We start from the raw sequence: 13,057 nt of genomic DNA, 5'->3' as shown, positions 1-13,057 counted from the left end.
CGTTTTCACACCAATACGTCTTTTCGCAGTTCCAGTCGTCGGCAAACGGTTGACATATGCCGGTGAACGGTCATCAGAGGCGTTTGAGGAATTCTTTTGGCACGGGATGAACTACGCGGTTTTGCCCTCAATGAGTTCAACGGGGAGCTCGATATTCGATTCGGGATTATCGCCGTTAATAAGAGCGATGATGGATTGCGCCGCGAGCTCTCCGATGCGATCGATATCTTGACGTACGGTTGTTAAGTCAGGCATAAACGTCATAGTTCGGCGGGCACCATCCGCGCCCACGACCTTAATATCGTCTGGAGCGCTCAAGCCGCGCTGCTTCATCACGTTGAGACAGATGGCCGCCATCGTATCGTCTCCCGCAAAGATGCCGTCAATATCGGGGTTCTCATCGAGGATCTTCGCAACGACCGCGCCCTTTTCGTCGTCGGGCTTAACGAACTCAACCTCACGGACAAGCGCGGACAAACCGGCCTGCTCAACAACATCGAGGTAGGCATCGGTACGCTTATTGGCAGGCATGCGCATGCGGCTATTGCTGCGCAGGCACAGGATGCGTGAACATCCGTCATCGATCAGGCGACGCGTAGCAAGTTCGCCGATGCTATAGCTGTCGCTCGCAATCTGAACAGAGGCTTCGCCAAGGTCGCAGTCGATACCAACCAGACTCAAACCCATCTCGGCATACGCCTCGGCACCGATATTAAGCGAGTTGACGATGACGCCATCAACCATATTGCGTCGAAGCATGTCGATATAAGAGCGCTCAAGCTCGGGTCGATTGGCGCTATTGCACAGCAGCATCTTAAAACCGTTTTCGGCCAGGGTATGCTCAATGACTTGAACCACTTGGGCATGAAACGGACTGCTGACATAGGGGACGATCATACCGATAAGATTCAGGCGACCGTTGAGCATGGCACGGGCGATATCGTTGGGCGTATAGTTGATGCGCTTCATCGCGGCATGGACCTTATCGCGGGTCTCTTGGCTAATATAGCCGCGATTATTAAGCACACGAGATACCGTAGTAGGCGAAACCCCCGCCACCGCCGCAACTTCCTTGATGCCAGGCTTAGCCGTATCCTTAGAACGAGCACTCTCGCGAGCCATAGCACCCTCCCCCATCAACATGTCATACGTTTACATACGAACAAAGCATACCCCAACAACAGCGGGATGACGGTAACAGTACAAGTAAGTAAACGACTCATCCAAATAATTAGGAGAGTTCCGCCTAAAGGGTGACTACACAGGACCCAGCCGGGGCTGTTTGGGCTACCTCCCAAAACATTCCGCAGGACGCAAAGAGGCTCCGCCGCGCAACGCGCGCAGCGGAGCCTCTTTGCATGTCCGAGGACGTTTTGGGAAATAACCCAAAACCGGCCCCAGTAATCCTACAGGAGTTGAACCCTTTAGAACTTGTCGTGGAAGGTACGCGAAATGACCTCGTCCTGCTGCTCCTTGGTGAGCGTGTGGAAGTTCACGGCATAGCCGGAAACGCGGATGGTCAGCTGCGGGTACTTCTCGGGGTGAGCCTGAGCGTCAAGCAGCGTCTCACGGTTGAAGACGTTGATGTTCAGGTGGTGGCCACCCTTCTCGGCGTAAGCGTCGAGCATGTGGACCAGGTTATCGGCCTGAGTCTCAGAAACTTCAGAAACCTTCATAATGTGTCTCCTTCGATTAATAGGCGCCGGCCGAAACCGGCGCGCTAATCAGTAATCGTTATTGTTAGTATAGCACTAACAATAGTTACTCGCCCAGCTGATCAAGGTCGATATCGCCAAAGAACACCTGGTCCTCCTTGCCGAGCGCACTCGGGATGATGGAGAAGGTGTTGGAGATGCCGTCCTGAGCATCGCGGAACGGGAGCTTGGAAACCGAAGACAGCGAAGCGATGGCGCCGTGGCTATCGCGCTTGTGCATGGGGTTTGCACCCGGGGCGAACGGCTGGCCAGCCTTGCGGCCGTCCGGCGTGGAGCCGGTCTTCTTACCGTAGACGACGTTGGAAGTAATGGTCAGAACCGAGGTCGTGGGCACGGAGTTGCGGTAGGTGTCGTTCATGCGGATGTACTCCATGAACTGGTGCACAACGTCGTGAGCGATCTGGTCGACGCGGTCGTCGTCGTTACCGTACTTGGGGAAATCGCCCTCGGTCTCGAAGTCGACGATGATGCCGTTCTCGTCACGGACGGGGTGGACCTTGGCGTACTTGATGGCGGACAGGGAGTCAGCCACGACGGAAAGGCCAGCGATGCCCGTAGCGAACCAGCGGTGCACGTGCTTGTCGTGCAGAGCCATCTGGATGCGCTCGTAGCAATACTTGTCGTGCATGTAGTGAATGATGTTCAGCGAGTTGACGTACACGCCAGCGAGCCACTTCATCATGTCGTTGTACTTGGCCACAACGTCGTCGTAATCGAGCGTATCGCCCTCGACGGCGCGGTACTTGGGGCCGACCTGCTTCTTGGAGACCTCGTCAACACCGCCGTTGAGTGCATACAGCAGGCACTTAGCCAGGTTGGCGCGAGCGCCGAAGAACTGCATCTCCTTGCCAATGCGCATGGAGGACACGCAGCAGGCGATACCGTAGTCGTCGCCGTGATAGACGCGCATGAGGTCGTCGTTCTCGTACTGGATCGAGGAGCTGGCGACAGAAGTCTTGGCGCAGAACTTCTTGAAGTTCTCGGGCAGACGGGTCGACCACAGAACGGTCATGTTGGGCTCGGGGCTGGTGCCCATGTTCTCGAGCGTGTGCAGGTAGCGGTAGCTCATCTTGGTAACGAGCGTACGGCCGTCAACACCCATGCCGCCGATGGACTCGGTGACCCACTGCGGATCGCCGGTAAACAGGGCCTGGTACTCGGGGGTACGGGCAAACTTGACCATGCGGAGCTTCATGATGAAGTGATCCACGAACTCCTGGATCTGCTCCTCGGTGAAGGTACCGTTGGCAAGGTCGCGCTCAGCGTAGATGTCGATGAACGTGGAGGTACGGCCGATGGACATAGCGGCGCCGTTCTGCTCCTTGACGGCAGCGAGGTAGGCGAAGTACATCCACTGGATGGCCTCCTGCGTGTTGGTAGCAGGGTTGGAAATATCGAAACCATAGGTCTCGGCCATCATCTTGAGCTCGCCGAGGGCGCGGATCTGCTCCTGCAGCTCCTCGCGGTCGCGGATGTTGTCGGCGGTCATGACCGTCGGGGTGGAAGCCTTCTGGGCCTCCTTGTCCTTGATCAGGTAGTCGACACCGTACAGGGCGACACGACGGTAGTCGCCGATGATGCGGCCGCGGCCATAGCCATCGGGCAGACCGGTGATGATGTGAGCCGAGCGGCAAGCACGCATCTCGGGGGTGTAAACATCGAAGACGCCGGCGTTGTGGGTCTTGCGCTCGAAGGTGTAGCGCTCGACAACGTTCTCGTCGACCTTATAGCCGTGCTGGCTGGCAGCCTGGCAAGCGATGCGGATACCGCCGTTGACGTGCAGCGCGCGCTTGAGCGGCTTGTCGGTCTGGAGACCGACGATGGTCTCCTTCTCGCGGTGGGCGTTATCGATGTAGCCAGCGGGGTGGCTCACGATACCCGTGACGATCTTGGTGTCCATATCGAGGACACCACCCTGCTCGCGCTCCTTAAGCAGCAGGTCGAGAACCTCGCCCCACAGCTCCTTGGTACGCTCGGTCGGACCGACGAGGAACGACTCGTCGCCCTCGTAGGGGGTGTAGTTCTTCTGGATGAAGTCTCGGACGTCAACCTCTCCCGTCCAAATGCCTTCCTTGAAGCCTTCCCATGCCTCCTGCATTGTGTAACCACGCTCCTAGTTACGTGTAATGCGGCGCTCTCTCACACCGCTGCTTATTGAATTCTTGAATTTTCGGCTTGCACTACCGGCTTCTTCCGTTCTTCACCACACGTTGGTGCAGGGAAAACGTTTGTCCACCTTGGAACTACAACCCAAAACCCAAGATTTCACCCGTCTGAGAAGGATAACATAGCGACCCTCTCCATCTGGGCTGTTATATGTTTCTTTTTTTATATCATAATGGCGTTTTTTACAAACCCGCAGGAAATGCGAGCGCGAACAACTACCGTTCACCGATTTGTATGTTATTTTTCCTTGCCTTTGTACGACGTTCGCTCTAGCTGTTATGCCAGCTTTAGCAGGGTAAAGTGTCCCAAAGACCCTACAGAAACTGCAGGGCGGCCACGGGATCCCCCGTGGCCGCCCTGTGGCGTAGCTAGTTTTTAGCTTTGATTACCGTTTGGCATTAGGCGGCTGCGGAGGCCTTGTCGGTCGTTGCCTTGCCGTTGCTCTGCTGGCCCTCAAAATGCTTGTAGCACCAGCTGGTGACCAGCGGGGTCAAAATAGCCGTAACGATTGCGCAGGCAGCAACCTGTGCCGTGGCCGTCGCGAGCACCGCGCCGCCGTACATGGCCTCGTTGACGCTTGCCATGGCAGCGGGCGTGGCCACATTGGCTCCGGCGCAGCTCGAAATGGCCGCACCTGCGACACCCGTACCGCCCGTGAGCTTATCGACCGCGATAACGGGAATTGCAAAGACCACCGAGCAGATCACGCCGAGCAGGATGCCGGGGAGACCGCCATTAATGAGCTGGCCAAAGGTCATGGTCGAGCCCATGGCAAAGAAGACGAGCACGATGATGGCGGAAAGTGCCGGTGCCATCATCTTCTTAAAGCTCGGGAAGAGGTTGCCCAGAATAATGCCGACGACGATCGGCAGGATGGCGCCCACGAGCGACCAGCCGATCGGAGCCTGACCGGCAGCGCCGAGCACGATCATCGTGACCGGAGGGCCGACAACCAGCGTGGTGATGGCGACGGCGCCACGCTCGGCCTCATTGCCCATGGTGCCCATCAGACCAGCGTACATAGCGTTGTTGGCGCCGGTGCAAGCCGCCAGCATCACCATGGCAGAGATGCCAAACAGGTTGTCGTTGAACACATAAAGGATGAGCAGCGACACGGCAACGACCACGATCTGCTTGACGGCGATGATGATGGCGCCGCGTGCAGCGGCGGCAGGAGCACTCTTAAACGAAATCGTCGTACCGACGATGAGCAAAAAAGCGCCCACGAGCGGGCCTGCGCCCTGCTGGGTCATACCAAGCGTAAAGCTGCCGAGCGTTTTGAACAGATCGGGGAATAGCGTGTTGAGCAGGCAGCCCAGCAGAAGCGGCACCAAAATATTGGCACCCGGGATGGAGGACATCTTAAAGAACGGCTCCTTTGCCGCCGGCGCCTCCACCACAGTCGATTCACTCATTTATATCTCCTTTTGATGCGTGTGGCACGCGGTCGCACGCTCCTGTGCCAGAAAGAAGGCGACGGTCCCGAGTCGCAGGAGCCGTCGCCGAATTAACGTCGCGGGGTATTACCCGTCCAGAACGATGCCACCGTCGCAGTCACCGATCTCGCCGTTCACGAAGCTGGCGAGGTCGGAGGCAAAGAAGAGCACCATCTGCGCAGGCTCGCTGGCCTGGGCGGCACGGCCCAGAGGAATACCGTTGATGATGCGCTGAGAGTTCTCGTCAGAGAGAATCGAGGTCATATCGGTCAACGTGAGCGACGGGCACACAGCGTTGCAGCGAACGCCGAACCTACCGCCCTCCTTGGCGACTGCCTTGGTTAGACCGTTAACACCGGCCTTGGAGCTCGCGTAAGCCGCGGTGCCGAGCAGGCCGCCGCCGATCTTGCCAGCAACAGAGCTCACGTTGACGATAGTGCCGGCATGGGCAGCCTTAAAGTGCGGGTACACGGCGTTCATCATGGTAAAGGTGCCGTTGAGGTTGATGTCGATGGTACGGCGCCACTCGGTGTCGTCGATCTCGTCGAACTTCTTGGTGCTGATGACGCCAGCGCAGTTGATCAGGATATTGGTTTGCGGCAGGTCTGCGAAAATCTGTTCGACGGTCTCGCGCGCCTTGGGCGCATCAGCGACATCGAGCTGATAAAACTTGTTGCCCTCGCCAAGCTCGGCCACAGCGGCCTCGCCCTTAGCAGCGTTCCTTGCGATGAGCGCGACATGTCCGCCGCCCGCGACGATGCCCTTGGCGATCTCGAGGCCAATGCCCTGAGTGCCGCCCGTGACAATCGCGGTCTTGCCCGTGAAGTCAAATGCCATGACTCCATCCCCCTTTATATAAGGTGTCTCCTCGCGGGAAGTTGGAGCATCGCACGTGGCGATTATATGAGTCCCAGTCGTCATGGTGGTGACAACCCCTCGCCTAACCGCGTGCATGATAGTTCTTTGAAACGCTGCAATTCTTGAATGATTTTAATTCTTTATGCGTTCTTTATATTGCCTAGCAACCAGGTAGTTTTTGGGACATGCCTAGAGATCTGCCCTTAACTTTGCTGGCACCGACGGTGTACGGAGATCGCCTAAAGGCAGTTTTCTAGGCATGTCCCAAAAATCTTCCGTATAGGGCGCGCGTGCAGGGGTATCATCTTTCACCGAAAATAGTTTCTAGTGTTAGGGGTTTTCGGTGGAAGATACCGATTTCCATGAGCTTGGGAGTCAGCTCCTTACCGAGTTTGGCGGCATTCACCAGCGCGTTTCGCGCTTTGTGGACAAAGCTCTCAGCGGCGAGATGGCTGTCATGCGCGCCCTTATGCTCGCTGGCGGTTCGCTCACGCCGAGCGAACTCGCTGATCGCGCCTGGGTCTCGAACGCCCGCATTGCCAATATCCTACGCGCTCTCGAAGCCAAGGGCTGGGTTGAGCGTGAGCACTCAAAGACCGACCGTCGTCGCGTACACGTCATAGTGACCGACAAGGGATTCCAGGATCTCGAAATCAAACGCCGGGAATTCGAGGACCGCACCGCGGCTTTCCTCGAACAGCTCGGCGAAACAGATACCCAAGAGATGGTGCGTCTTCTAAGGCGTGCCAACGAAATTATCGACCACAATCAAGAAAGGAGAGATGCCGAGTGAGGATTCTCAAGCTCTTTAAAAAGCATGTCCTGGCACTGCTCGCAGCTATCGTACTTATCGTAATCAGCTGCAACGCCGATCTGGCGCTGCCTACCTATATGAGCGACATCGTCGACGTGGGCGTGCAGCAAGGCGGCATCGCCTCGCCCGTGCCCGACACCATTCGCGCCGAATCGCTCGACGACCTCGAACTCTTTATGAGCGCCAAGGACGCCAAAGCTGTGGAGGCCGTGTTTAGTAAGGCGGACAATAACGGCATTCGAACGTACAAGGGCACCGAGGAGGAGCGCGGCGACGGCGACAAGATTGCCGACATCATGAGCCTGCCTGAGACCGTCGTGCTCGCCTTCAACCAGGGCATTGACGCCGACTCCATGGGCGACATGACCGGCGCATCCACCGAGGCAAGCGATGGCGGCGCCGCTCAGGCCATGCCCACCCCCGAGCAGATGGCAGCGATGACGCCCGAGCAGCTCGCCGAGATGCAGCAGAAGGCCGCAGCCGCGCAGAGCATGCAAAAGCAGATCGACGCCGACGGCGGTAAGATCACCATGAAGAGCCTGCGCCTAGGCGTTGAAGGCGGTCTTATCGATCAGGGCAAGCTCGTCGAGGGCGCCAACCAAATGGCAGACAAAATGGGCTCCATGTCGGGCTCCATCGTCACCCAGCGCGCCGTGAGCTATGTGCAGGACGAGTACAAGGCACAGGGCATCGACCCCGCCGACGTGCAGAACGCCTACCTGGGCCGCATGGCGACCACGATGTTTGGTCTGTGTCTGGTGTCGCTCGTCGCCACCATCCTGACCGGCGCCGTGGCGTCGCGCACCGCCTGCTCCATCGCCCGCGACCTGCGCCGCGAGACCTTCAACAAGGTTATGCACTTCTCGCCGGCCGAGGTGGGCAAGTTTAGCCAGGCCTCGCTCATCACCCGCTGCACCAACGACATTCAGCAGATCCAGATGGCCGCAACCCTGTTTATCCGCATGTGCCTGATGGCTCCCGTCATGGGCATCGTCGCTGTCATGCGTGTCCTGGCCAACCACACCGGCCTGGAGTGGACCATCGCCGTGGCCATCATCGCGGTCTCGGCCGTCGTCGGCGTGCTCATGGGCCTCACCATGCCCAAGTTCAAAAAGATGCAAAGTTACGTGGACCGTGTGAACCTTACCGCCCGCGAGCTGCTCGACGGTCTTATGCCCATCCGCTCGTTCAACCGCGAGGAGCATGAGCTCGAGCGTTTTGACAAGGCGTCGCTCGACCTGATGACCACGCAGCTCTACACCAACCGAGCCATGAGCTTTATGATGCCGCTCATGATGCTCGTCATGAACTGCATCACCGTGCTCATCGTCTGGTTTGGCGCCCAAGGCGTGTCCGACGGCGTGATGCAGGTCGGCAACATGATGGCGTTTATCTCCTACACCATGCAGATCGTTATGGCGTTTATGATCCTCACCATGGTTTCGGTCATTCTGCCCCGTGCCGAGGTCGCAGCCGAGCGCGTGGAAGAGGTCATCACCTGCCCCACGAGCATCAACGACCCCGCCTCGCCCAAACTGCCCACGGCCAGCGCGCCGCGCGGTGAGCTCACCTTCCGCGACGTGAGCTTCCAGTATCCCGATGCCCGCGCCGACGTCATCAGCGGCGTGAACTTCACCACGCATGCCGGTCAGATGCTCGGCATCATTGGCTCCACGGGCTCGGGCAAGTCCACGCTCGTACAGCTGATTCCGCGCTTATACGACGTCACGGGCGGCAGCATTTCGCTCGACGGCATCGACGTGCGCGACATGACCCTTTCCGAGCTTCGCCGCCGCATTGGTTACATCCCGCAGCAGGGTCGCCTGTTCTCGGGCACCGTCGAGAGCAACCTCAAGTTTGCCGGCGACATGGTGAGCGATGATGACATGCACCGGGCGGCACGCATCGCCCAAGCCGAGGACTTTATCGCCGAGCGCGAGGGCGGCTACGACTCCCCCATCAGCCAGGGAGGCTCCAATGTCTCGGGTGGTCAGCGCCAGCGCTTGGCCATCGCCCGCGCATTGGCCAAAAAGCCCGAGGTTGTGGTGTTCGATGACTCGTTTAGTGCCCTCGACTACAAGACCGACGCGCGCCTGCGCGAGGAGCTGGCCAAAAACGTTACCGACGCCGCGCTCGTGGTCGTGGCCCAGCGCATCGCGACTATCATGCACGCCGACCAGATTATCGTGCTCGACGACGGTCACGTGGTGGGCACCGGTACGCACGAGGAGCTGCTGCACAGCTGCCCGGCGTACCTGGAGATCGCACAGTCACAGCTTTCCGCCGAAGAGCTGGGGCTTACCCAAGAAGAAATTGCAGCCGTCACGGAAGGAGGCGAGCGCTAATGGCAGACGAGACCAAGACTCAGATTCCCAAGCCCACCCGCCAGCGTGGTCCCATGGGCCGCATGGGCGGCATGCGTCGCGGCGAAAAGGCCAAGGACTTTAAGGGCACCATGAGGCAGCTGCTCGGCTATATCGGCCAGCACAAGATTGCCGTGCTTGCCGCCGTCGCCTTTGCCGTGTGCTCGGTCATCTTTAACATTGTGGGACCCAAGGTGCTCGGCCAGGTTACCACCAAACTGTTCGAAGGCCTGGTTGCCAAGGTCAACGGCACCGGCGACGTCGACTTTGCCTGGATCGCCAAGACGCTCGGCTTTTTGCTCTGCCTGTATCTGGCAAGCTCTGTTTGCAGCCTCATCCAGGGCTGGCTCATGACCGGCGTCACGCAAAAGATCTGCTATCGCATGCGCAAGGAGATTGCCGCCAAAATCGCCGTCGTGCCGATGAGTTACTTTAACGGCCACAGCAAGGGCGACGTACTCAGCCGCATCACCAACGACGTCGACACGCTGGGTCAGTCGCTCAACCAGAGCGTGACGCAGCTCATCACGTCGATAACGCAGATTATCGGCGTGCTCGTCATGATGCTGTCGATCAGCCTGCCGCTCACCGGCGTCACCGTGCTCACGCTGCCGGCAGCCGCGATTATCCTGGCCGTGATGATTCACTTCTCGCAGCCGTACTTCCGCGAGCAACAGCAGGTTCTGGGCGCGGTCAACGGCATTATCGAGGAGGACTTTGCCGGCCAGAACGTCATTCAGGTGTTCGACCGCGCCGAGGCCTCGATCGAGGAGTTCGACCGTCAAAACGACCGGCTCTTTATTAGTGGCTGGCGCTCGCAGTTCCTATCGGGCCTGATGATGCCGCTTATGAGCCTGGTGGGTAACATGGGCTACGTGGGCGTCGTCGTGGTGGGCGCGCAACTTGCGCTGACCGGCAATGCCACGCCCGGCGACATCCAGAGCTTTATCCAGTACGTGCGCAACTTTACGCAGCCGGTGCAGCAGCTGGGCAACGTGAGCAACACGATGCAGTCGATGGCCGCTGCCACCGAGCGCGTCTTTGAGTTCCTAGCCGCGCCCGAGGAGGAGCAGAAAGCCGACGCGCAGATTCCCGAGAAGCGCCCCGGCCACGTGGAGTTTGACCATGTCAAGTTTGGCTACACGCCCGACAAGACCATCATCCACGACTTTAGCTGCGAGGCGCAGCCCGGCCAGACCATCGCCATCGTCGGCCCCACCGGCGCCGGCAAGACCACGCTCATCAAGCTGCTGCAGCGCTTCTACGATGTGGACGGCGGTTCGCTGCGCGTCGAGGGCATCGACGTGCGCGATTGGGATCGCGCGGCGCTGCGCGGCGAGTTTGCTATGGTACTGCAGGATACCTGGCTGTTTAACGGCACGATCCGCGAGAACATCCGCTACGGACGCCCCGACGCGAGCGATGCCGAGGTCGAAGCCGCTGCACGCGCCGCACGCTGCGACCACTTTATCCATACGCTCGCCGGCGGTTACGACTTTATGATCAACGAAGAGGGCACCAACCTCTCGCAGGGTCAGCGCCAGCTCGTGACCATCGCCCGCGCCATTCTGGCCGACCGTCCGGCGCTGATTTTGGACGAGGCGACCTCCAACGTTGACACTCGCACCGAGGAGCTTATTCAGCGTGCCATGGATGCGCTGATGCAGGGCCGTACCAGCTTTGTCATCGCGCACCGCCTGTCCACGATCCGCAACGCCGACGTGATCTTGGTAATTCGTGACGGCGACATCGTCGAGAAGGGCACGCACGACGAGCTGCTCGCCCAGGGCGGCTTCTACGCCGACCTGTACAACTCGCAGTTCGACGAGGCGACGTAGATACGGCCGCAGAGAAATGATGACGCCCGAGAACGGGGGCGCAGGACAACCTGCGCCCCCGTTTTGTGTCCTTCGAGCCTCGAAACGCCTTCCCCGAGACCTCATTGACGGCGCTTTCCAGACCCCGTGGGCAAAAAAGGGCAAATATGAGTACTGTCACCTTTTTAGTAACAGCCAAAACCACCTCAAACGACCTCTTTGCGGCCCCTATACGCCTTTGAATTAATCAAAACGCCCGTTAGCAGGCTTCTGTCTGCCAACGTTAATGAACATATTTATCACTTTGTCTATTATCTCGCTAGACGGATATGTTACTAGGTGAGCAACAGTACTCATATTTGGCATTTTTTGCCCACGGAGTGTTTCCTGGGGAACCGGCAACAGCCTTAGGGTTCCGCGTGGCGCAGCTCCCTCCCGGCATCCGCCGACGTTTGCCCAGATAAAACCTGCCAAAATAAACCTGTCCCTTTTTGGCAGGTTTCGGGGTGACAAGGACTTGCACTTTAGCGTGCGACAGCGGATAATGCCGAGCATTCGACAATGTTCTCATTGCCATCAATTGATTGAGGAGGCCCCTATGGCCATGGAATTCAAACGCAGGCTGCCGATCCCCATGGAGATCCGCGAGGAGATGCCGCTTTCCGCCGAGCTTACTGCCAAAAAGCAGGCATTTGACGCCGAGGTCGCCAAAGTCTTTACCGGCGAGGACGCGCGCAAGGTACTCATCATCGGCCCGTGCTCTGCCGACCGCGAGGATTCGGTGCTTGAGTACATGAACCGACTGGCCAAGGTCGCCGAAGAGGTCAAGGACAAGCTCATCATCATTCCGCGCGTCTACACCAATAAGCCGCGCACCAAGGGCACCGGCTACAAGGGTCTTCTGCACAACCCCAACCCCGAGGCTCCCGACGACCTGCTCGAGGGCGTCAAGGCCATCCGCCACATGCACCTGCGCGTCATCGAGGAGACCGGCTTCTTTACCGCCGATGAGATGCTCTACCCGTCCAACTACCAATACCTCGTCGACCTGCTGAGCTATGTTGCCGTGGGCGCACGCTCGGTCGAGAACCAGGAGCATCGCCTGGTGTCGAGCGGCATTTCGGTACCCGTCGGCATGAAGAATCCCACTGCCGGCTCTACCACCGTTATGCTCAACTCCATTTACGCCGCGCAGGCGCACCAGAGCTTCATCTTCCGCAACTGGGAGGTCGAGTGCGACGGCAATCCGCTCGCGCACGCCGTTATGCGTGGCTACATCGGTCTCGACGGTCGCACCTACCCCAACTACCACTACGAGCACCTGGAGCGCCTGGCCGAACGCTATACCGAGCATGCCGGCTATGCCAATCCGGCAGCGGTCATCGACTGCAACCACGACAACTCGGGCAAGCGTCCGCTGGAGCAGTATCGCATTTGCAAGGAGGTGCTCGACAGCTGCCGCCGCAACGAGTCCATCTCCAAGCTGGTCAAGGGCTTTATGATCGAGTCCTACCTGGAGGATGGCAACCAGCCGGTCGACGGCGGTGTCTTTGGCAAGTCGATCACCGACCCGTGCCTGGGCTGGGAAAAGACCGACTACCTCATCCACGAGATCGCAGAGCGTATTTAGTTACGCGGTTTGCCAAACCGCGTAACGGCTCGACGCTGCAAACGCCCCTAAGCGGCAACCTGACGTTCAATCGTCGGTCGCGTACCGAAGTACGCTTCCCTCCTCTTTCACGTCACCTTGCTCGCCTAGGGGCGTTTTCGCTCATATGACCCAATCCGCTGTCAAGAGCCACAATGGCCCCGCCGACCGCTTGCAATCGGTCGGCGGGGCCTGCCGTTGAACCCGTCCCGGTCCGCCCCCGGCATGTCGTCGACGCCT

General features: G+C 59.0%; 9 protein-coding genes. 4 read left to right on the top strand and 5 right to left on the bottom strand.

The genetic code is table 11. The annotated features are described in order from the left end of the window. Window positions 1–111: 111 nt before the first annotated feature. The 5 genes from AAAX31_RS09005 to AAAX31_RS08985 all read right to left on the bottom strand — a co-directional run bounded on the left by AAAX31_RS09005 (window position 112) and on the right by AAAX31_RS08985 (window position 6,154). Window positions 112–1,122, bottom strand: coding sequence for a LacI family DNA-binding transcriptional regulator (locus AAAX31_RS09005; RefSeq protein WP_349076998.1), 1,011 nt, complete (start codon window positions 1,120–1,122; stop codon window positions 112–114). 302 nt (window positions 1,123–1,424) lie between these two features. Further along, the gene (gene grcA3, locus AAAX31_RS09000) at window positions 1,425–1,676 is read right to left on the bottom strand and encodes an autonomous glycyl radical cofactor GrcA3 (RefSeq protein WP_117583521.1); all 252 of its coding nucleotides are present in this window, start codon (window positions 1,674–1,676) and stop codon (window positions 1,425–1,427) included. A gap of 85 nt (window positions 1,677–1,761) precedes the next feature. Next, window positions 1,762–3,813 carry a formate C-acetyltransferase gene (gene pflB, locus AAAX31_RS08995; RefSeq protein WP_349076997.1) on the bottom strand — a complete coding sequence of 684 codons (2,052 nt, stop codon included), beginning with the start codon at window positions 3,811–3,813 and terminating at the stop codon, window positions 1,762–1,764. Window positions 3,814–4,279: 466 nt separating this feature from the next. Next, window positions 4,280–5,296, bottom strand: coding sequence for a 2-keto-3-deoxygluconate permease (locus AAAX31_RS08990; protein ID WP_349076996.1), 1,017 nt, complete (start codon window positions 5,294–5,296; stop codon window positions 4,280–4,282). A gap of 108 nt (window positions 5,297–5,404) precedes the next feature. Further along, window positions 5,405–6,154: an SDR family NAD(P)-dependent oxidoreductase gene (locus AAAX31_RS08985; RefSeq protein ID WP_117770076.1), complete on the bottom strand. Its 750-nt coding sequence runs from the start codon at window positions 6,152–6,154 to the stop codon at window positions 5,405–5,407. Window positions 6,155–6,518: 364 nt separating this feature from the next. Here AAAX31_RS08985 and AAAX31_RS08980 point away from each other — a divergent pair, with 364 nt between their 5' ends. The 4 genes from AAAX31_RS08980 to AAAX31_RS08965 all read left to right on the top strand — a co-directional run bounded on the left by AAAX31_RS08980 (window position 6,519) and on the right by AAAX31_RS08965 (window position 12,799). After that, the gene (locus tag AAAX31_RS08980; RefSeq protein WP_117840216.1) at window positions 6,519–6,968 is read left to right on the top strand and encodes a MarR family transcriptional regulator; all 450 of its coding nucleotides are present in this window, start codon (window positions 6,519–6,521) and stop codon (window positions 6,966–6,968) included. After that, window positions 6,965–9,334 carry an ABC transporter ATP-binding protein gene (locus tag AAAX31_RS08975; protein WP_117847965.1) on the top strand — a complete coding sequence of 790 codons (2,370 nt, stop codon included), beginning with the start codon at window positions 6,965–6,967 and terminating at the stop codon, window positions 9,332–9,334. Before AAAX31_RS08980 ends, AAAX31_RS08975 begins: the two co-directional genes overlap by 4 nt. Continuing rightward, entirely contained in the window at window positions 9,334–11,190 is a 1,857-nt protein-coding gene (locus tag AAAX31_RS08970; protein WP_349076995.1) for an ABC transporter ATP-binding protein, read from the top strand. The genes AAAX31_RS08975 and AAAX31_RS08970 overlap by 1 nt, the downstream gene beginning before the upstream one ends. 577 nt (window positions 11,191–11,767) lie before the next feature. Beyond that, a complete protein-coding gene (locus AAAX31_RS08965; RefSeq protein ID WP_117769878.1) occupies window positions 11,768–12,799 on the top strand; it encodes a 3-deoxy-7-phosphoheptulonate synthase in 1,032 nt (343 codons plus the stop codon). Window positions 12,800–13,057 lie beyond the last annotated feature (258 nt).

It is taken from the genome of Collinsella sp. CLA-ER-H5 (assembly GCF_040092375.1).
Taxonomy (GTDB): domain Bacteria; phylum Actinomycetota; class Coriobacteriia; order Coriobacteriales; family Coriobacteriaceae; genus Collinsella.
This window is presented reverse-complemented; position numbering and strand designations above follow the sequence as displayed.

Excerpts from the sequence above, each read along its gene's own strand:
- AAAX31_RS09005 (WP_349076998.1), bottom strand. The coding sequence starts at position 1,122 with ATGGCTCGCGAGAGTGCTCGTTCTAAGGATACGGCTAAGCCTGGCATC.
- grcA3 (WP_117583521.1), bottom strand. The coding sequence starts at position 1,676 with ATGAAGGTTTCTGAAGTTTCTGAGACTCAGGCCGATAACCTGGTCCAC.
- pflB (WP_349076997.1), bottom strand. The coding sequence starts at position 3,813 with ATGCAGGAGGCATGGGAAGGCTTCAAGGAAGGCATTTGGACGGGAGAG.
- AAAX31_RS08990 (WP_349076996.1), bottom strand. The coding sequence starts at position 5,296 with ATGAGTGAATCGACTGTGGTGGAGGCGCCGGCGGCAAAGGAGCCGTTC.
- AAAX31_RS08985 (WP_117770076.1), bottom strand. The coding sequence starts at position 6,154 with ATGGCATTTGACTTCACGGGCAAGACCGCGATTGTCACGGGCGGCACT.
- AAAX31_RS08970 (WP_349076995.1), top strand. The coding sequence starts at position 9,334 with ATGGCAGACGAGACCAAGACTCAGATTCCCAAGCCCACCCGCCAGCGT.
- AAAX31_RS08965 (WP_117769878.1), top strand. The coding sequence starts at position 11,768 with ATGGCCATGGAATTCAAACGCAGGCTGCCGATCCCCATGGAGATCCGC.